Source organism: Spirosoma lacussanchae (genome assembly GCF_005870035.1).
In the GTDB taxonomy this organism is placed as follows: Bacteria; Bacteroidota; Bacteroidia; order Cytophagales; family Spirosomataceae; genus Spirosoma; species Spirosoma lacussanchae.
Map to the genome: position 1 here is coordinate 191,386 of NZ_SWJG01000008.1, position 21,064 is coordinate 212,449.

The 21,064-nt window shown below is 53.0% G+C and carries 14 protein-coding genes; 10 read left to right on the top strand and 4 right to left on the bottom strand.

What is annotated here, in order from left to right; translation table 11 throughout:
• The first annotated feature begins 54 nt into the window (after nt 1-54).
• The 5 genes from FBR45_RS22145 to kduI all read left to right on the top strand — a co-directional run bounded on the left by FBR45_RS22145 (nt 55) and on the right by kduI (nt 7,712).
• Complete coding sequence (locus FBR45_RS22145) at nt 55-2,007, top strand: sialate O-acetylesterase (RefSeq protein ID WP_171044939.1); 1,953 nt, start codon at nt 55-57, stop codon at nt 2,005-2,007.
• 165 nt (nt 2,008-2,172) lie between these two features.
• Nucleotides 2,173-3,282, top strand: a complete 1,110-nt coding sequence (locus FBR45_RS22150; RefSeq protein WP_246082346.1) for a glycoside hydrolase family 26 protein — start codon at nt 2,173-2,175, stop codon at nt 3,280-3,282.
• 141 nt (nt 3,283-3,423) lie between these two features.
• A complete protein-coding gene (gene mgrA / locus FBR45_RS22155; RefSeq protein ID WP_138506407.1) occupies nt 3,424-4,416 on the top strand; it encodes an L-glyceraldehyde 3-phosphate reductase in 993 nt (330 codons plus the stop codon).
• Nucleotides 4,417-4,536: 120 nt separating this feature from the next.
• Nucleotides 4,537-6,792 (top strand): alpha-L-rhamnosidase-related protein, encoded by a 2,256-nt coding sequence (locus FBR45_RS22160; protein ID WP_138506409.1) that lies wholly within the window; start codon nt 4,537-4,539, stop codon nt 6,790-6,792.
• A gap of 47 nt (nt 6,793-6,839) precedes the next feature.
• Nucleotides 6,840-7,712 (top strand): 5-dehydro-4-deoxy-D-glucuronate isomerase, encoded by an 873-nt coding sequence (gene kduI, locus FBR45_RS22165; RefSeq protein WP_138506411.1) that lies wholly within the window; start codon nt 6,840-6,842, stop codon nt 7,710-7,712.
• A 56-nt stretch (nt 7,713-7,768) separates the two neighbouring features.
• On the opposite strand, the gene FBR45_RS22170 is transcribed toward kduI, so the two are convergent.
• On the bottom strand, nt 7,769-8,983 hold the full coding sequence (locus FBR45_RS22170; protein WP_138506413.1) for a tyrosine-type recombinase/integrase: 1,215 nt from the start codon (nt 8,981-8,983) through the stop codon (nt 7,769-7,771).
• Between the two features lie 479 nt (nt 8,984-9,462).
• Here FBR45_RS22170 and FBR45_RS22175 point away from each other — a divergent pair, with 479 nt between their 5' ends.
• The 3 genes from FBR45_RS22175 (at nt 9,463) to FBR45_RS22185 (ending at nt 12,900) form a co-directional block, all read left to right on the top strand.
• Nucleotides 9,463-10,284: an alpha/beta fold hydrolase gene (locus FBR45_RS22175; RefSeq protein WP_138506416.1), complete on the top strand. Its 822-nt coding sequence runs from the start codon at nt 9,463-9,465 to the stop codon at nt 10,282-10,284.
• Between the two features lie 359 nt (nt 10,285-10,643).
• Nucleotides 10,644-11,489 (top strand): alpha/beta hydrolase, encoded by an 846-nt coding sequence (locus FBR45_RS22180; protein ID WP_138506418.1) that lies wholly within the window; start codon nt 10,644-10,646, stop codon nt 11,487-11,489.
• 523 nt (nt 11,490-12,012) lie between these two features.
• Nucleotides 12,013-12,900: an NAD-dependent epimerase/dehydratase family protein gene (locus FBR45_RS22185; protein ID WP_138506420.1), complete on the top strand. Its 888-nt coding sequence runs from the start codon at nt 12,013-12,015 to the stop codon at nt 12,898-12,900.
• A 63-nt stretch (nt 12,901-12,963) separates the two neighbouring features.
• Here the strand turns inward: FBR45_RS22185 and FBR45_RS22190 are convergent, their stop codons facing one another.
• The gene (locus tag FBR45_RS22190; RefSeq protein WP_138506422.1) at nt 12,964-13,755 is read right to left on the bottom strand and encodes an SDR family NAD(P)-dependent oxidoreductase; all 792 of its coding nucleotides are present in this window, start codon (nt 13,753-13,755) and stop codon (nt 12,964-12,966) included.
• Nucleotides 13,756-14,103: 348 nt separating this feature from the next.
• Here FBR45_RS22190 and FBR45_RS22195 point away from each other — a divergent pair, with 348 nt between their 5' ends.
• Complete coding sequence (locus FBR45_RS22195; protein WP_138506423.1) at nt 14,104-15,012, top strand: DUF808 domain-containing protein; 909 nt, start codon at nt 14,104-14,106, stop codon at nt 15,010-15,012.
• A 584-nt stretch (nt 15,013-15,596) separates the two neighbouring features.
• Nucleotides 15,597-15,938, top strand: a complete 342-nt coding sequence (locus FBR45_RS22200; RefSeq protein WP_138506425.1) for a hypothetical protein — start codon at nt 15,597-15,599, stop codon at nt 15,936-15,938.
• Between the two features lie 596 nt (nt 15,939-16,534).
• Here FBR45_RS22200 and FBR45_RS22205 read toward each other — a convergent pair.
• Together FBR45_RS22205 and FBR45_RS22210 are read right to left on the bottom strand one after the other, a co-directional pair.
• Nucleotides 16,535-19,552 carry a DPP IV N-terminal domain-containing protein gene (locus tag FBR45_RS22205; protein WP_138506427.1) on the bottom strand — a complete coding sequence of 1,006 codons (3,018 nt, stop codon included), beginning with the start codon at nt 19,550-19,552 and terminating at the stop codon, nt 16,535-16,537.
• The gene (locus FBR45_RS22210) at nt 19,553-20,899 is read right to left on the bottom strand and encodes a flagellar hook assembly protein FlgD (RefSeq protein WP_171044940.1); all 1,347 of its coding nucleotides are present in this window, start codon (nt 20,897-20,899) and stop codon (nt 19,553-19,555) included. It abuts the gene before it with no gap.
• Nucleotides 20,900-21,064 lie beyond the last annotated feature (165 nt).

The following is a 21,064-nucleotide window of genomic DNA, read 5'->3' on the forward strand; positions in this document are numbered from 1 at the left end:
CTGGCAGAAGCGACGTTTGTGGTTTATAGAGCTGCCATTATCTCTATTTGTACGATGCTGAATCGATTGGTGTTCGTTGTGCTGCTACTGAGCAGCGTTCCGGGCCTGGCGCAGGTTCGTCTGGCGCGGCTTTTCTCCGACCATGTTGTTTTGCAACGGGGACAGCCTCTTCCGGTTTGGGGGTGGGCAAAGCCTGCCGAAGCGGTCACGGTAACCATAGCCGGTCAAATGCAGAAAACAAAAGCAGGGCCCGACGGCAAATGGCAGGTCACTTTTTCACCCCTCCAGGCCGGTGGGCCACACACCCTGTCGGCCACCGCTAAATCGGGTAGGGCAGGAGCCTCCGATGTGCTGATTGGCGAGGTCTGGATCTGCTCGGGACAGTCGAACATGGAATGGCCTGTGCGGCAGGCCAACAACTACGCGGCTGAGAAGAAAATGGCGAACTTCCCCCAGATTCGCCACTTCCGGGTCGAGCATGAACTAGCCCTCACCCCGCAGGCCGACCTGACTGCCGGGGAGTGGCAAATCGCTTCGGCCGAAACCGTGGGTGACTTTACGGCTATTGGTTTCTTTTTTGCCCGGGAGCTGAACCAGTCTTTGCAGGTACCGATCGGGCTGCTGCATTCATCCTGGGGCGGCTCACAGGTAGAAGGCTGGATTAGTAAAGAAAGTATGCTGACCAGTGATGAGCTGCGGAGCTACGCCCAGCATCTACCAACATCCTGGCGTGAGGCCGACAGCCTGGTAGATGTTAAGCTGCGGACCCAGCTGCTTGGCACCGCCCAAAAACCCACCAGTGCCGATGAACAAAAGTACCTGACGCCCAACTATGACTTTTCGCGCTGGCGGAAGACCGACGCGCTGGGTCAGTGGGAGTGGAAAGACATGCGTGGTTTCAAAGGACAGGGCTACATGACCCGCGCTGTTGACATCACCGACGATATGGCCACTACCGAAACCACCCTGGCGCTGGCCGAAAATGACAGTCCTGTCGAGGTGTTCATCAACGGCAAGTCCGTGGCCCGGGGTGCGGTAACGGGCGTTCGCAAAATCACCCTGCCTGCCAACACCTGGCGGGCGGGCACAAACCGGATTCTGATCAAACTGGGTAATATGGTCGATCCGGCCTGGTACGGTCCTGGACTCAAGGGGTCGGCAACGGATCTGTACGTTGATGGGGCGGGTCAGCGTATCGGTCTGGCGCGCGACTGGCAGATCATGCCCGCCTTTGCCGAGCCGTATGAATACAAGCGGTTTATGAACAACGTGGGCGTTAGTATCTACAACGCCATGATTGCGCCACTGCTACCATTTGCGGCCAGGGGGGTGCTCTGGTACCAGGGCGAAACCAACGCGGGTCGGGCGTACCAGTATCGGCAGACCTTTCCGTTGCTGATTCGGGACTGGCGGCAGAAGTTTAACCAGAATTTCTCGTTCTATTTCGTACAGTTGTCAAGCTACGGGGCTAATCAAAGCAGTAACCAGGGCAGCAACTGGGCCGAACTTCGGGAAGCCCAAACGATGACCCTTAGTTTGCCAAAAACCGGCATGGCGGTAACGACCGATGTGGGCAACCCAAATGATATTCACCCGACCAACAAACAGGATGTTGGGCATCGACTGGCGGTGCTGGCGCTCAGGAATGACTACGGACAGGCCGCGCCAGCCGGTTCTCCCCTTTACGACGCCGTTACCTTTGCCGATGGTAAGGCCATCGTCACCTTCAAACAGGCCGACAAGGGGCTAACGGTGAAGGATAAGTACGGGTATCTGAAAGGCTTTGAAATTGCGGGCGACGACAAAAAGTTCTATTATGCCCAGGCTCATATTCAGGGTAATACCGTTGTTGTATCGCATCCGGCGATTCCGAAGCCCGTTTCGGTAAGGTACGGCTGGGCCGACGCGCCGGAAGAGGCCAATCTGTTCAGTGTGGACGGGTTTCCCGTTAGCCCATTCCGCACCGATACCTGGACGCCCATCACGGCCAAGGCAACCTTCAACTGACAGGGCTGGATCAGGAACGATTGTCTACACGGCCAAACGGCATCGGCAGCCCTAGCCAGGCAGAAAGTGGGGCAACATTCATACACTGCCTATTCGACGTATTTTCTTTTCTTTATGTATAAACAAACACTGCCCCAGCTGCTTTGCCTGCTGATCGGGCTCACCATGCTGTCCAGCATCTTTGCCCGCCCCCGGCCGGACCTCATCGACAAAAAAGCGACCGCCGAAACCAGGGCCCTGGTTCAGAATCTGCATAAACTGGCCAAAAAGCACATTTTGTTTGGTCATCAGCACGCTACCGAATATGGGCATGGCTGGGCGGGCGAGCCAAATCGGTCGGACGTAAAATCAGTCGTGGGTTCACACCCGGCCGTTATCGGAGTCGATTTCAGCGGGTTGTCGGGTCGGCCGCCCCAGGTGATCGAAAAGAACAAGGAACAGCTCCGCCAGCAGATTGTCGATACCTATAATCGGGGCGGGGTAACAACGGTTGCCTGGCATTTTTCTAACCCGGTGACCCCCCAAACCGGCTTCTACTGGAACGATTCGATCACGGCACCGGCGGTCAGGCAGCTGATTCCCGGTGGGTCGCATCATGCCGAATACAAGTCCATCTTGCAGACAGTAGCCAGCCTGGCCGGTTCAGTGACGGGGGCGGACGGGAAACTGGCGCCGATGCTGTTCAGGCCCTACCACGAATTGGACGGAGGCTGGTTCTGGTGGGGCAAACCGCATTGTACCAAAGAAGAGTTCACCTCACTCTGGCGCTTCACCGTCTCGTATCTGCGGGATAGTCTGCAGGTTCACAACTTCGTCTATGTGTTTTCGCCCGATTGTCTGTACAAAACCGAAGCGGAATACCTGGATCGGTATCCCGGCGACGAATGGGTCGATATGGTTGGGGTGGATAATTACGCTGACTTTGGCCGGAGCGGACGGTATAACCTGAAGGCTGGCCTGGCTAAGCTCAAAATTGTGTCCGACTACGCCCGCAAGGCTGGCAAACTAGCTGCCTTTACCGAAACGGGGCTGGAGTCGATTCCGGATACCACCTGGTGGACCTCTGCGTTGCTGAAGACGCTAACCGCTGAGAAAATGCAGCTCGCTTACGTGCTGGTCTGGCGTAACGACAGTCGAAGCCCCACCCATTATTATGCGCCTTACCCGGGCCAGGGAAGTGCAACTGATTTTACCCGCTTTTATCAGGACCCGTACACCGTTTTCGAAACCGATTTACCGAGGCTCTACCGTCGAAAGAAGTGGCTCATCTTTTAGTAATCTCTAGCGAAGCCTGTGCTGAACGGGTTGCCGAGCAGATAATTGATGGGGTGGGTGATGCCGGGGTAAGTAGGAGAAACTGAGATTAGCCCTTTATTGCTACATTGCCTGTCGGCAAACACTTATTAATTCCTCTCTATGCGCTTTCAACCGGCTCCAACCCGTTATCAGTCGATGGCTTATCGGCGGTGTGGGCATAGCGGATTGCTTTTACCGGCCATTTCGCTCGGTCTCTGGCAGAACTTCGGCCATGTCGACAGCCTCGAAAACAGCCGTCAGATGGTCCAGCGGGCGTTTGATCTGGGCATCACTCATTTCGATCTGGCTAATAACTACGGACCGCCCCCGGGTTCTGCCGAAGAGAATTTTGGGCATATCCTCTACCATGATTTACCCGGTTACCGCGATGAGCTGGTCATTTCGACCAAGGCCGGCTATGGCATGTGGAATGGTCCCTACGGCGACGGTGGGTCTCGCAAATACCTGATCGCCAGTCTGAACCAGAGCCTGAAACGCATGCACCTGGACTATGTCGATATTTTTTACCACCACCGACCTGACCCCAACACGCCACTCGAAGAAACCATGTCGGCGCTGGATCAGATCGTCCGGGAAGGCAAAGCCTTGTATGTAGGCCTGTCGAACTACAAACCGGCCGAGACAAAGAAGGCTATCGACATCCTGAACGAGCTCGGTACACCCTGTCTGATTCATCAGCCACGCTACTCGATGCTGGATCGGTGGGCCGAGGAGGGGTTACTCGATGTTCTGGAAGAGGAAGGGGTTGGCTGCATTCCCTTTTCGCCATTGGCGCAGGGTTTGCTGACCGATAAATATTTGCATGGTGTACCCGCCCATTCGCGCGCGGCCCGAAACGGTTCATTACCCGAGCATAAACTAACCCCCGAAACCCTTGCGTTAATTGGCCAGCTGAACGAACTGGCCCGGCAGCGCGGTCAGACCCTGGCCCAGATGGCCATTGCCTGGTTATTGAGAGACGAGCGGGTAACCTCGGTGTTGATAGGCGCCAGCCGACCCGAGCAGATTTCTGATTCAGTGCAGGCGCTGGCCCATGTAGCCTTCACCAACGACGAGCTCGCGGTGATCAACGGGTTGCTGATGGTGGCCTGACCCAACCCTATGTTTACCATCGTTTAGGATAGCACCGGTTAGTAGCGACCAGAGCATTCCGGCTTTTCTCCGAAATAAACCGACTGTAGGGTCTATACCGACTACCGCCAGGTGAACTCAATGACTAAACTCTTTGTGTGGGGACTGTTCGTGCTGATCGTTCAAACGACGGCGCTATCCCAAACTCCGCCTACAGCGCTGCGCACGGACCTACTGTTGCATACCGACCGGGTTTGGCAACAGGGTTTACTGACTAACCTGACGCTCATGACCGCCCATTCTGTTCGTTTCGCGGGTCAATATGCGCTCATTCGGAGCGAACGTCCGTCGTTTAGCTGGGTAGTGCCGTCGGGTAGCCAAACGGCCTACCAGGTGCAGGTTTCTACCACTCAGACCGGTTCCGCCGACGTTTGGGATTCCGGTCAGGTAAGGAGTCGTCAGAGTGTGGGTATTGTGCTGGGGGGAAACCCGCTCGGTCCCAGTCGGGTCTACTACTGGCGGGTTAAAATCTGGAATGAGCATAATCTTGAAAGTAGTTATTCGACTCCGCGGGCGTTCCGTACGGCATCCCGTCTGGCTCCCTACGAAACACCGTACTACCCGCTCACCCGTACGGTTGACCAGCCCCGCCCACAGCCCGCTACCACCGACCGGCGTCGGTTGTACGATTTTGGCAAAGCTACCTTCGGTCAGGTTAGACTGATGGCTACGGCAGCTACTGATCAGGATTCGGTGCTGCTTCATATTGGCGAGGTCCTAACGCCCGACCGTCACGTCGATTCCAGGCCCCGCGGTACAGTTCGATACCGCCGAATCTGGTTACGATTGCAGAAAGGGACGCACGAGTACGCGGTTCAGTTTCTGTCTGACAAACGCAATACCGGACCGAAAGCTATACACATGCCCGATTATATGGGTGAGGTGCTGCCCTTTCGCTACGTGGAGGTCGAGCTGCCGATTCCATCAATCAGCATCGATCAGCTGGTGCGGCATACCATCACGTATTCGTTCGATGAGAATGCGTCAGCGTTTACGTCTTCTGACTCGATCCTTAACCAGATCTGGGATCTGTGTAAGCATACCATTCGGGCAACTACGTTTACGGGCTATTACGTTGATGGCGATCGGGAGCGAATCCCCTATGAGGCCGATGCGCTGATCAACCAGCTCTCTCACTACGCTACCGACGCGGAGTTTACGATGGCCAAGCGATCGCTGAATTATCTGGTGTTTCATGCCACGTGGCCTACAGAATGGTCGTTACAGAACATTCTGGTTGCCTGGTACGACTACCTCAACTCGGGCGATATCAGAACTGCACAGGCGTTATATCCTGACCTGAAAGCCAAGCTGCTGCTGCCACTGGCCAGGGCTGATGGATTGATCAGTACCCGAACCGGACTGCAGAACGAGGCCTTTCGGCAATCTATTCATTATGATACCTTCGATGGTCGTTCCACCATTCAGGATATTGTCGACTGGCCGCAACAGGGTGTGCTGGGGCTTGGGAAAAAAGAAGCTGGCGAAACCGACGGATTTGTGTTTCGGGATTACAACGCCGTCGTAAATGCCTTCCATTACCAGGCTTTAGTTCATATGGCGAAGCTGGCCAGTGAACTGGGAAAAAAAGAAGATGCTGCCTTTTTTCTTGCCCGAACGGAACAGGTGAAGCGGGCTTTCCGGCAAACGTTTGTAGAACCCCGGTCGGGCCTGATCCGGGATGGAGAAGGAACCGATCACTCGTCGCTGCACGCTAACATGATGGCATTGGCCTTCGGACTGGTTCCGGAAAACCATCAGCCGGCTGTGCTGAAACACATCAGATCCCGCGGCATGGCCTGCAGCGTTTATGGGTCCCAGTTTCTGATGGACGCGCTGTACAATGCCGGCGAAAGAGCCTACGCGCTGGCCCTCCTGACCGCCACCGACGAACGGAGCTGGTATAACATGATCCGGACCGGGTCTACCATGACCACCGAGGCCTGGGATACTCGGTACAAACCTAACCAGGACTGGAACCATGCCTGGGGAGCCGCACCGGCCAATATCATTGTTCGTAAGCTAATGGGAGTCGAACCCCTGAGCCCAGCCTATGAACAGATCCAGATCAAGCCCCAGCCCGATACGCTGAAACAGGCTGAACTTCAACTCACTACCCTGCGGGGGCTGCTGGCACTCAGCTTTCAAAACGAGTCGGATCAGTTTGATTTGCGGCTTACCTTGCCCGGAAATTGCCGGGCTGTCGTTTATTTGCCCCGTAAATCCGCAAAGGGAGAGGTCTGGCAGGATGGCAAACGGATCAAAGCCGCATCGGCCGGGAACTTCTGGAAAATCGACGATGTGCCAGCGGGTTCGTATCACTGGGTTGTCAGGTAATCTACGTTTAAAGCCTGTCGGCACCTTTGACGAAAGAGACGAAAACTATGCAGCAAACACACACACCAGAGACCGCTCAACAGTACGTATATGAAAGCCGGTATGCCTCCTCGCCAGCTGAGGTACAGGGTATGAACACCGAGCAGCTCCGCCAGCAATTTCTTATTCAGGACCTGTTCGTTCCCAATCAGTTTCGCTGGACGATGTCGTTCTTTGATCGATACCTGACGGGTGGAATACTGCCCGTCAGTGAGTCCTGCCCGCTAGTACCGCCCGACCAGCTGAAAGCTGCTTATTTTCTGGAGCGCCGGGAGCTGGGCGTAATCAACGTAGGCGGGCCCGGCCGGATCATAGCCGACGGTACGATGTACGACCTCAGTTACAAAGAAGCCCTTTATTTGGGGAAAGGTACCCGTGCTGTTGAGTTTTCGTCGATGGATGATGAGGCTCCCGCGCGATTTTACCTCAACTCGACGCCTGCTCACCAAACCTACCCCAACCGCAAGATTGCCCGGGCCGATGCCAACCAGCTGAATCTGGGCGGTTCGGATACGGCCAATGAACGGACCATCAATCAGATGCTGATCAATCAGGTGCTGCCGACCTGCCAGCTACAGATGGGAATGACCGAGCTGAAGACCGGGAGTGTCTGGAACACGATGCCTGCCCACGTTCATGACCGGCGGATGGAAGTGTATTTCTATTTTGAGGTGCCCGAGGGGCAGGCTGTTTGTCACCTGATGGGCGAGCCCCAGGAAACCCGGCATATCTGGGTGCACAACGAAGAGGCTGTAATCTCGCCAAACTGGTCGATTCATGCGGGCGCCGGTACATCTAATTACACCTTTATCTGGGGTATGGCCGGTGAAAATCTGGATTATGGCGACATGGATTTTTGTGCCATCCAGGACTTACGCTAGGCTACCTGGTATTCGAGGAGCCTGGGGTTGAGGCTGACTGGCTAAACCGGTTAGGCTCAGTCGGGCATTTGCTGCAGGTAGGTTTTCCGCGTTTTTTTCTTGGTATAGAACTGGGTCGTTTCGAGCGTTTCGTGACGTAGGTGTTGTTGCACGTGCTCGAGGCTAACCCCTTCTTCGAGCAGGAGTTGCCCCACGGTATGGCGCAAACTGTGGGCCGACATGCCGGTTCGTTTCAGGCCATGCTGATTCAGTTGCTTATCCACGATATAGCGGATCTGATGGGTCTTTAAATCCTGAAAAAGGAACTCTCCACGCTGGTCGGCCCGGATGGGCCAGCGGCCGGCTTCGGCCAGGTATTCCTGCATAATCAGCCGGCAGCCCGCGAAGAACTTGATCGCCTTTTTCGTGTTTCGGCCTTTTCCTAAAATGTGTAACTGCTGCCGGTCGAAGTCCAGATCACTCAGCCGGAGTCGGGTTACTTCAACGGTGCGCAGGCCTTCCAGACCCAGCAGGGCCAGGATCGCTTTGTCGCGGAGGGAGGTTACGCCGGCCAGCAACTGCTCGCGTTCATTGGCCTCCAGACTGTCTTTATAAAAGGTCCGCTCAACGGCCAGGCCCCGAACATCCTGAATATCGCGCAGGGTGTTGAGCTGGTCGGTGTTTAGTTGCAGCTGTTCCCGTTGCCGAATGCACCAGACCGCCAATTGTTTGAGGGCCGACAGGTATAGATTGACCGTAAACGCCGAGTACCCATTGTCTTTCAGATGCTGAACAAAGTCTGATACGGTTTGTCCGCTCAGCGAGGCCAGTTGGCCAGATTGCTGCTGATTGTCGACGTACAGAAAAAAGGCATTCAGTGCTTTGGTGTATGTTTCCTTCGATCGATCACCCCTCAGGTTCTTGGCTTCCCGGATGAACCGAAGAATCAGTTCGTTAGCAGCAACGGGTAATCGGGCGGTTTTGGGGTCGGCCATAACGGCGGGCTGACCCATCGACTGGTAAAACAACAGGAACTTCCGAATGGGCGAAACGCGGTTGGGCGGCAGATCAGCCGTGAAGCGGGCAAAACTCATTCCATCGATGCTAAAATCATGCTCCAGGCAATACAGCAGGTACGATTTAGCGTGCCTGGGATAATTGCTGGAGGCCGGGAGGTCGGCCGCAAAATAGCGAATGATTTGACTGACCGTATACCGGGTACTGGCCTTCCCAACTGCTGCACTGGCAGCCGCCCGCACGACCCGGACTGACTTCGACGATGGATCTGTCATAACTACCTACGTTGACATTTCAGAAATGACCGGACGGGCGTCGGCTACCGCAAGCGGATTGGAAATAGCGAGACAGCCACCAGACCTGCGAGCGATGAAACGCCCGTTCAGGACGAAGATACAGGTTCATCACATACCGACCGCCGTCAACCCCCGCCGATTTCCGCTCGCAGTAATGACTGACGCGCTGTTCCTGATCTGGACATCCTATTGCCCTGCTCTATGCGTTAGTTGATTCTCCTCATGCTGACTGGCCGTGCCAGTCTGTGCCGGATTCGATTCCTCACATTATACTGTAATCCCCGCTGTTTGTACTGCTCCCGTCCGCCATGCAGCCCGTAGGTTTGTTTCTGCAATTCGGGTTGTTTTAGTTGGTCTGGCTAACAGGCTATTACGCTCTCAGCATACGCTGCTAACGTGATGGGTTGTAGACGTTGGCCACTGGTTTTATTGAATTATCAACTTATAATCCTAAAAACATGAGCAAGATCACTGTAAGTGACGGAACCGAGATTTTCTACAAAGATTGGGGAACCGGTCAACCTATCGTTTTTCATCACGGCTGGCCGTTGTCGAGCGACGACTGGGATATCCAGATGATGTTTTTCGTCAGTCAGGGCTTTCGGGTCATTGCCCATGATCGTCGGGGGCACGGGCGATCGTCCCAAACATCCGAGGGGCATAATATGAAAACGTACGCAGCCGACGTGGCCGAGCTGGTTCAGTTTCTCGATCTGAAGGATGCCATACATATCGGTCATTCGACGGGTGGGGGCGAGGTTATCCGGTATGTGGCCCAACACGGTCAGGGACGGGTAGCGAAAGCCGTGCTGGTCAGTGCGGTAACGCCACTGATGGTACAAACGGATACCAATCCCGATGGCGTACCGATGTCAGTTTTCGACGAAATTCGGGAAGGCACGGCCAACCATCGCCCGCAGTATTTCCAGGACTTCACCCTACCTTTCTACGGCTACAACCGGGAGGGCGCCCAGATCTCACAGGGCATACGAGACAACTGGTGGCGTCAGGGTATGATGGGGAGCGTCAAAGCGCATCATGACGGCATCAGGGCGTTTTCGGAAACCGACTTCACGGAGGACCTGAAAAGTGTCGATATTCCGGTGCTGGTGCTGCATGGCGAAGATGATCAGATTGTTCCGTTCGAGCTAACCGCTGTTAAAGCGGCCAAGCTGTTAAAGCAGGGCAAACTGATCACCTACCCAGGCTTTCCGCACGGCATGCCTACGACTGAAGCGCCTACCATCAACGCTGATATACTTGCTTTTATCAGGTCGTAAAGATTGGTTAACCAGCACGTTGTTATGACCCATTAAAAAAGCTGCCATGAAAGAAATGGCAGCTTTTTTAATGAATCAATGCAAAAAAAACGTAGGAATCAGGCTTTCCAACTTTGGGGGCTTATGCAAATCAGGGCTGGCGTTGTGATGGCAAAACCATGAGGTTGCCAATAGAAGATGTCGAGCAGTAAAAAACCGCTGAATGTACCGTATTTCCCGCGATTTATACTACTGCCGGTCGAGAGTCTCTGACCAACTTTATGCGGTAAACCAGAAAGGTTTAGCCCACTCCAAACGCTACAGAGCATACAGACCCTAACTAATGAATTGACTATAAGAACTCTATCCTCATAACACTCATGCAGGCCCTCAACCAACCCCAGACCGCCACTTTCCGCTCAGAGGAAGGACTTACCGTTTCGTATAAGATGTGGCATGCAGTTGGCACGCCCGAAGCCGTTGTTGTTCTGGCTCATGGCTTTAACGCCCACAGTGGTTATTTTCAGTGGGCTGCTGAACAGTTAGCGGTTCGACAGTATGAGGTGTATGCCATCGACTTCCCGGGCAGGGGAAATTCAGATGGCGAACGATACTACGTAGCCGACTACAATCAGTTTGTCAGAGAGCTTGACAAGTTAGTAGACATTACGAAAGCTGCTCGACCCGGGTTACCCACGTTTTTACTGGGCCATAGTGCGGGCGGTGTTTTGTCATCTATCTACGCCCTTGAGCACCAGGCAAAATTGAGTGGTTTTATCTGCGAAAGTTTTGCTTTTCAGGTACCAGCCCCTGATTTTGCCCTTGCGGTTTTGAAAGGCCTGAGCCACGTATTCCCCCATGCTCACGTGCTGCGGCTAAAAAATGAAGATTTTTCCCGTATGTCGTCTGTTGTAGAGTTCATGAATAATGATCCGCTCATTGCAGACGAAGTGCAGCCAACCAAAACCGTGCAACAGTTATCCCTCGCCGATGAACGATTGAAAGCCGAAATGGCCAACATCACCCTGCCGCTGCTCATACTGCACGGTACGGACGACAAGGTTACGAAACCGAGTGGTAGCCAGTATTTTTATGAGACGTCCTCATCGACCGATAAAACCCTGAAACTGTATGAAGGGCATTACCACGATTTGCTGAATGACGCAGAGCGTGAAGTCGTCATGCAGGATATTCTGGGTTGGATTGACAAGCGGACGCACCCGTAAATCTTTACCAAGCAAATGCCCGGATCGTGTTAAGGTCTCACCTCCCTGTTCTTCTCTTTAACCATCGGGGAGGTGAGAGTTACTAGGTTAGGGAATCGATCCAGGGTCTAACATGCGGAGCCGATGGTGGCGTTTCTGCAGTCTTACTGTATAGCTTCTTTTTTTAAATAGACGACGTGCAGGTTGACATCAGCAACCATACCCTGTTCACAAACAGAAATTTCTTGGTAGACGCTACCTGCGGGAAAGGACAGGTTATGCGATAGGCTTTGTTTAAAGCTGATTTTTGGAGTCAACCCATAACAATTAGGGAGTAATCAGAGTACAGTATCAGGGAGTACCTGCAGGCACAATGCCTACCCTCGGACAACAATAGCACCTGAAATTGAACGTAACCCAACTGCTTTCAGCCTGGTTGCTAATTACATTTGCCTGGTAATCGCTTTGCTCTGCTTAGAGTTTTCAGAGAATGCAGGGTGACCCGGGGTTCATTAGTAGTTCATAAGCGAAGACGACGACAGCCATGCGGATATTTTTTACGGGGGGATCGGGAAAGGCAGGAAAACACGTAATCCCTTACCTGCTTGACCAGGGGCACCGAGTGATGAACGTAGACCTGGTACCTTTGAATCACCCGGGGGTCGACAACCTGAGCGCGGATATAACCGACTCCGGGCAAATTTTCAACGCCATGAGTTCCTATGCGGGGCTCGACGAGCTAGAGCCGGGTAACGGTGTCCCCAGGTTTGATGCTGTCGTTCATTTTGCAGCCGTCCCCCGAATTCTGATCAAACCGGATAACGAAACGTTTCGGGTCAACGCCATTGGTACTTATAATGTGATTGAAGCGGCTGTTAAACTCGGCATCCGAAAAATAATTATCGCTTCCTCCGAGACCACCTACGGCATCTGTTTTTCGGATGGTAAAACCAATCCAGGCGTTTTACCGCTCGAAGAAGATTACGACGTCGACCCGATGGATAGTTACGGTTTGTCGAAGGTGGTCAATGAAAAAACGGCGCGGAGCTTCCAGCGTCGGTCTGGCTTCGACATATACGCACTTCGCATCGGGAATGTGATTGAGCCGCACGAATACGCCGAATTGTTTCCATACTACCTGGCTAACCCTGAGGTACGACGCCGAAATGCTTTCTGTTACATAGACGCGCGTGATCTGGGGCAGATTGTTGATTTATGTTTGCAAAAAGACAACTTGGGCTTCCAGGTGTTTAACGCTGGGAATGATCATAACGGGGCCATTATCAGCAGCAAAGAACTGGCCGAGACCTATTTCCCAGGCGTGCCGATAGTCCGGGAACTAGAGGAAAACGAAGCCTTATTTTCGAACCGAAAAATTCGCGAAGTGCTTGGTTTTAACGAGCAGCACAATTGGCGTAAATACGTTAAATAGAGCGACTAGTGCTCAAACCAAGCTGCCTTTGTGCTGCTGGCTCTTCGGCGGGCAGGCCATTCCTTACTGAGCTACCCAGCCACCATCAACAGAAAAGCAGGCTCCAGTCACGTAGCTGGAGGCTGGGCTGGCCAGGAACAGCGCGATGCCGCCAATCTCATGCAACTCACCCCAACGTCCCAGCGGAATTTTGGCGATAAAAGCCTGGTACTTTTCCGGGTCGTTCAACAGCGGGAGATTTATTTCGGTGGCGAAGGGACCGGGTAAAATGGCGTTCACCGTGATACCTTCTTTGGCTACTTCCATCGCTAACGCACGGGTCAGCTGTAGAATAGCGCCTTTGCTGGTGGCGTAGGGCGTTCGTTCGGGAAGGGCCGTTAGCGCCAGCATCGACCCCATATTGAGGATTCGGCCGTAACCCTGCTGTTTCATGATTGGTGTCACCTCACGGCAGAACAGCCAGGTGCCGGTTACGTTGACTTCCTGAACTTTTTTGAAGTCGTCCAATGAGAGTGTCTCAATGGCCCCCCGAATGTTGATACCCGCTGAGTTGACCAGCACGTCGATCCTACCAAACTGGTCGATCGTTTGGGCCACAGCCGCTCGTATGCTTTCTTCATTTGTTACGTCACAGGATGTAGTCCAACATTTTATTCCGTAAAGCGATCTGAGTTTTTCAGCTGCCTGCTGGTTAATGGCCTCATCGCGGGCCGCAATCATAATGTTGGCCCCGGCTTCGGCCAGTGCCTGTGCCATGGCCAGGCCCAGACCGCGGTTACCTCCCGTGACCAGCGCTGTTTGACCGTGAAGCCGGAAAAGGTTTAAGATGCTTTGTTGGGCAGAACGTTGTTCCATTGCTATAAGGGGTCAGGCTGGTTCGCCAATGCAGGTAAATTCTGGAGGATTGAGGCAGGGGTTTCTGTTGCCCATCATCAAAGATACTCCGGCCGGCTTACTCTACGAGAACGTCGTACACGAAAACCACAACCTTTTATCCTGGGGATTCGGGATACTGTTTACTTCTGCTTATGTCACCGATGCATTGCAGCTCCTCTGCCCAGCAGTAAAAAACCAATCAACCCTGGAATTTGAGTAAAGCCTGTACTTGCTGATGGCATAAAGTGGATAGGAAAAAGTTTTATTCGGGGCTGTCTTAACCTTACACCGGTAGTTGAGGTTAGTATAGGCATAAACCAAACGAAAATGGCATCGGGTATTTTTGCAGTCCTGGATGATATAGCTGCCCTAATGGATGATGTTGCGCTGGCAACGAAGGTGGCAACCCGCAAGACAGCCGGTATTTTAGGCGATGATTTAGCCGTAAATGCTGAGAAGGCCACCGGCTTTCTGGCCGACAGGGAGCTGCCAATACTGTGGTCGATCACCAAAGGGTCTTTAGTCAATAAGCTGATTATCGTACCGGTTGCTCTACTGCTGAGTGCTTTTTTTCCAATTGCCATTACCGTTATCCTGCTGCTGGGTGGTGGTTATCTGGCCTACGAGGGGGCAGAGAAAATAGTACATTACCTAGGTAACCTAATCAGCAAAAACCCACATCCGGTCGAGGAGGCTAAACAGGATAAGCCAGCTCCCGATCAGGAAAAAGAAAAGGTAAAATCGGCCATCACAACTGATTTTATCCTTTCGGTTGAGATCGTCATCATTGCGCTGGGTACGGTTGCTGAAGAAGAATTATCGATCCGGGTTATGACAGTATCGGCGGTGGCGTTACTGGCAACCGTTGGCGTATACGGTTTCGTGGCGCTGATTGTACGAATGGACGATGCGGGCTATAAACTCATAAAGGGGTCGTCGGGTAAGGGCTTGTTGTTCACCCTGGGTAAGGGGCTGGTTGGGGCGCTACCCATCATCATCCGGATATTGAGCGTTGTAGGTACATTGGCACTCATCCTGGTTGCCGGCGGTATCTTTGTGCATAATATCCATTACCTGCATACGCTCTTTCCTAACCTGCCCGCTACCCTAAAAGAATTTGGAGTCGGATTAGTAGTAGGGTTGATCCTGGTGGGTCTGTTCGCCATCTTCAAATCGTTTCGGCCAGAATCTGGCAAAAAAGCGGCCGAAAAAACCCATCAAAGCAATCTTCAGTAGCCGCATCTAATACCAATAGGCCTACGAGTTTACCACCACTTCACAAACAGGTATCGATCAACAATAAATGATCTGTCTGCAGGCAACAAAGCTGGCAGCACCCACCGTTTTTTTACCGGGGAGCACTATGTATAGTTCCGGTTGGGCCTGCATTGTAGCCTCCACTATTATCCTATTTTTATAGAACAGGTCGTTTATTTATTAGTACGAACGCCAGACTAATCGGCCACGTCTAACGGATCAGGTTTAAATCTCTGCTTACACATAGTACTATTCAGTCTTACCAGGGAAGTGTGCCCATGAAACCTTGGCCTGCAAGCCCAGGCAGCATACCTTTCTTGTCAACGTCGTTGAGGTCGGCTCCCAATATATCAGGAACGAATTTCAGACAATTCTAATAGTCGTCATCCGGCAATAAGATGGAACAGGCAATGTACGGTAGCGTCTAAACTGGAAGCGACTGTTCAACTACTTTAGCGAAACGTTCCGGCTAAACGGCAAGATCATTCACGTTGATCCGCATTTTTTCAACTCGTAGAATGGTTATTCGAAAGCTGGGGAATAGACTAACTTAATCACTGAATATGCTGAACAACAATTTTCTAAAAGGCTTACTCATAGCCCAAACCGTAGTTCTTTTGATATACTCAGCTATCGCTTTCAAGAATGATGGTTCCGATTTATTAGCTATATTTTTCGCCAATATCCAATCCCTTAACTGGAATGGGCAATTTAACCTCGATTTCAGTTGTTATCTGGTGTTATCTGGGCTATGGATTATTTGGCGAAATAAATTTTCTGTCACTTCTATTGTTCTGGCTGTGATAGCGTCTATTGTTGGTATCATGATTTTTGCACCTTACCTCCTGTACCTTTTAATTAAAGAAAAAGGTGATTTGAAGAGCGTGTTGATTGGAGTTCAATAAGCGACATTCATTTGCTACGTAAAAATAAAAAGTCAGGGTGTTCTTTTACGTTTATTCATATTCGTCAAGCCAATGAGCTTGCTCAAAAATGACCAAGGGATTTAAAATACATTGTAAATCGCTGCGGATAAATTATATGGGTATGGTTGAAGCTGCCGGGCAATTTATTCAGGAAATTTTAGACGACTGGGTGAAAGTTTTCGGCATGAAATTATACTCAGTCGCTTGGTAAGAGCAGGCTTCTTGTAATGAAAGAGAATACCCCGTAAACGGTCATCTCTGCGCTGCCTTACATGCATCATCAATGTTCGAGTGAACAAATAGATTGATTGACCTGATGTATTTTGATGTATCAGTATAAATAGTGAGTATAGCAACGTATGGTCAGATGAAATCAGTGATACCTTAAGGTTTCATGACGCAACGCTTTACTTACAAGCTTTACATAAAAGTTATATTCACCGTTTCTTGCAAATCATAATTTACGAGACGGTGAAATAATTGCCGTTGATTGTAAACGAAGTGGCCGGACTGGCTCGTGAAAAATAGTCAATCCGGCCAGGCCCTATTATAGGGATGATTATTGAGCAGCGCCCTCAGGGTCGTGATAGTAGTTGAGCGATCGGCAGTACGTCGCCGTTCCGGATAACCTGATCCACGTTCAGTACATCGCGGATATTACCGAGCGGGTCGCCGTCAACGATGACGAGGTCGGCCAGTTTGCCCGGCTCAACCGTACCAAGATCGTTGCTGACACCTACGGTTTCGGCTGCCCAGAGCGTAGCGCACCGAAGGGCCTGATACGGAGTTAAACCGGCGTCAACGAAAGACTGAAGTTCGGTGTGCAAGCTATAGCCGTACGGAACAAACGGGCTATCGGTACCCGTAGTCATGTGCGCCCCGGCGTCAATCAATGCTTTAACTCCCTGTTGTAATTTGCCGAAATTAGCCAGATAGCCCGGGTTGATTTTAGCCATCTGCGCAGCTCCGGCCTGGAGGGCGTTGCTGTATTCTTCGGAATAGAATGCTTTGTATTGCCTGTTCTCATAAAACGCCGGGTCTTTAGCCGCCATCGAGAAAAAGCCACCCTGCAGGGAAGCGGTTGGGGTTATGTTCATCCCTGACCTGGCAATCAGCTGGATCACATCCTGGTAGCTTTTGTTCATGGCCGTTATCTTCGGTGAGTAACCTCGACGGCTGGTGCCTCCAATGTGCTCGACCGCATCGACATCGTACCGCATAGCCGGGAATATCTCGTGGGAAGAAACCGGAATTCCGTTGGCATGGGCAAACGCCGTGATGCGCTGCTGCATGGCATCCGGCATACGGACGTAAGTTTTAATGAGGTCGTAGCCCAGTCGAACGGCGCGGTTAAGCTCCCGGTCCAGTTGCTCGTCGGAGTTGATGCTGGTTGCCGCTCCGTAATAGATGCGGGTGCCGTCGGTGAGACCACCCGTGAAAAACTGGCGCGGGCCAGGTCGGATTCCGCTCGCCCATGATTCTTTACGTTCGAGCGCATCGTAGGGGTCTGCGCCGGGTTCGCGAACGGAGGTGATGCCGTACGACAACCAGAGCCGCCCCATTTTTTCGCCCGTCATGGAGTGCTGGTGCGTATGCATCTCGAACAGACCCGGGATTACCGTCTTGGTCGATGCATCGATGAACGTACCGGGTCGATTGGCCTGATGAGGCAGTATGGCTTTGATCCGATTACCCTGAACGAGAATGTCAACGTTCCTGAGGTAGCTGTTTGACCGACCATCAAACAGGTTTCCGGCGTGAATAACAAGCTGGCTGGCAGGTATTTTGGGTTGCCAGGTGAGATCCATCGGGATCGTTTCTGTTGTTCCCGTCGCCACGACCAGTTGTTTCAATTCGTCAGTTGCCAGAAAGACCAGCTTTTTTGAATCGGCAGTCCAGCTGGGTACGTCGGCTTGTTCGGTCGTTAGTTGTCGGGGTTTTCCCGTGGGCGTACCGTCGGGAGCCACAGCAGTGACCCACAACAGGCCATCCAGCACATAAGCCATCTGCGTACCATCGGGCGACCAGACGGGGCCGTTTTTGCCGCGGGTTCCCAGGCTGTGACCCGGCGCGGGAGAAACATACCGATCATTTTTACCGTCGAGAGAGATAAGCAGGACCTCACTCACGCCTTCCCGATACCGGGAGGAATAAGGGTGCAGGGCCGAGACGGCCAGTGTTTTGCCATCGGGTGACCAGCTCACCTGACTGGGCACAAATAGCGATTCGTGAATTTTCTGGGTTCGGGGTACCGTAATGTCGGCCGTGTAGGTCACATCGGCTGTGTAGAGGGTGCTGCGGCCCCAGGCATTACGCGGATCGGCCTGGTAGAATGCTACCTTACTGCCATCGGGCGACCAGGTTGGGTAGTTTAAATCGTCGGCCATGTCGACCAGACATCGGTCGGTGCCGGTTTTCAGGTCGCGGATCCAAACATCCATCGACCCGTTTCGGTCAGACACATAAGCCAGTTTGGTTCCGTCGGGCGACCAGCTGGGCTCTACATCGATGGCTGGCCCCGACGTCAGCGCCAGGGGCTTTTTGTTGCCTTTGGTCAGTAACCACAGATCGCCCAGGGCTGCGAAGGCGATCTGGGTGCCATCGGGCGAGACTGCCGGTCCTTTTATTCCCTTGACCGGTTGCGGTTTGGGGGCATCGAAGTCGTACGTTTTCCGCTTGTAGCTCGTGCGGGGAAGAGTGATAACCACCTGAAACGGAATAGTCAGGGCGGGGCCATCGAGTTTCCGTCGTTTCAGCAAGCCATCGGCCGTGTACAGGTATTCGTTGGCGGAAAACCAGCTCAATCGAAAAGGAAAAACATCCTCCGCCGGTTCCGTTAATAAAGCAGGCTGACCCGGTGCCAGGCTAACTTTTTCGAGTCCGCTCTGAGAACGGGTCAGCGCGTTGTAAAAGAGATGAGTGCCATCGGGTTGCCAGGCCAGTCCGGCCAGTTTTCCTTTTGAAGCCGAGATAAATTTTTCGGTCCCACCAATTGCTGATACGGTGTAGATTCCCGGTGCATCGGTCCGATCGGAGATGTAAGCAATCTGCTGGCCGTCAGGTGAGTAGGCCGGGTTGTAATCGTTGCCCGAATCGGTAGTCAGCTGTGTCAGTTTCCCGTCGGCGAGGGTTAACTGCCAGATGTCGTAATTACCACTACGATCGGAAGCGAACACGAGCCGTTTTCCATCGGGCGACCAGTGGGGCTCCCGGTCGTCATAGATGCCGGACGTCAGCTGCCGGGGTTTACCGCCTGCTCGGTCAATAATCCAGATATGGTAGCGACCATCCCAAAAGGCATGAAACGCAATCTGTTTCCCATCAGGCGACCAGCTCGGCTGACGGCAGTCGCCCAGCGCATCGGTCAGGGGTTTGGCGCGCCCTCCCGCGCTGGGCAGTAGCCAAATCGTTCCCTGTAAGTCAATAGCAATCAGTGACTTGTCGGGCGATACCTCAGCGGCCATGTTCGTTCCTTCGGTGACAGTCACCTGAATGGAGTCGGCCTTATACCAGCCTGAGGGGCCAGCATAGGCCGGTATTACTCCAGACAGGAAAAAACCGGCTGTAAGCAATCGATGCAATAGGTTTCTCATTTATTTGGGATTACTGGCAATGGGCGAATATTCTTTAATCAGATCCAGCGGAGTAGCCTGTACTTTTTTGTAGTACTCAGCCCACTGTTTGCTGAAAAACTCATTGGTTTTCGCAATTGTCTCCCGGGTCAGCCCTTCTGCCTGGTCGGTCAGCTGGCTCTCCGTTTGAGTTGGTGGCGCGGTACGGCGGCTAATATAAGAGCTCGCTTCCTGAATTTTCATGATGGGGGTGAGCATATATACCCGGCCAAAGCCTTGTCGTTCAGTTCGTTTCCCAACAATGCGTTCCCGAACCACCTTCAGCGAATCCTGTATTTGCGCGGTCGCTTTCCGTAAGTCATCGTATTGCGGGCCTTTCTTATCCTTCAGCCTTGATTTGATTGACTCGGTGGCTTCGGTGGCTTCCTGAATCTGGCTCGTCAGTGCACTTAGCTGGCGAATATTCTTGTTCAGCCGTTCCTGCAGAGCCCGGCGGGCCATGGCGGCTTCTTTGTTGAACGGAACCCGAGGATCGGGCAAAACCGTGACATAGGTCGAGTCGGCTGCTCCCCGATAGGTGACTACCGCCTTGTATTTGCCGGGCATAACCGGATCGCCGGAGGGTTCGTTACCACCGCGCCGTGGACCGGGCATACTGGGCATGGACACAGCAGTTTCAGTTAGATTCCAGTTGATACGCTGCACACCCAGGGCTGTGTCGGGAACCTGTTTCAGGGTGCGCACCAGCCGATTACTTTCGTCGTACAGACGCACGAAAACTGAATCTATTTTGCCGCGAGCTGCTAGAGGTCCAATAGCTGAAGCGGTGAGCGGCAGGCTGGTCGTAGGCTCGTCAGAGGTTATGATGACCGCTGGTTTTTTCCCTTTTACAGCGGCTGTTGTCGGGGCAGGTTTGGCCGCAACGGCTTTTTGGGCAGGCTTGAGATAATACAGCAGGGTCGCGCCGGCCGGTCGGTTGGTTGCCTGATACAGGTCTTCGGCGTCTTTGCCATACCCCTGTGGGCCTTGATAAACAGCATGATAGGCGGTCGATGGCTCGAAGGCCAGTACAGGTTTGTCGAGCAGGGAGCTGCCGGTGGCTGCCAGTTGGCGTAAGGGGCGGATGTTGTCCAGAACATAAATTGACCGACCAAAGGTGCCAATGACCAGGTCGGCCTCCCGCTCCTGTATGGCCAGGTCCATAACGGGCGTTGCGGCTGGCAGGCCATTGTCCCATTGGGTCCAGGTGTGTCCAGCGTCGATACTGACCCATAAGCCATGCTCCGTGCCCGCAAACAACAGACGTGGCTCGGCGGGGTCCTGCAGGAAACAGAGTGCGTAACCCTTCGCCTGCTTTTCGCTCAACAAGCGGGACCATGTTTGGCCGAAGTCCGTTGTCCTGTATAGGGGGGCTGCCCACATTCGTACGAAATGTTCCATCAAACTGGTTTTGCTTCCTCCTTTAAGAGTTGACCCAATTCTAGACTGACCAAATTTCGTAACGTGCCTTCCGAAAAGTCATATTCGCCTTGA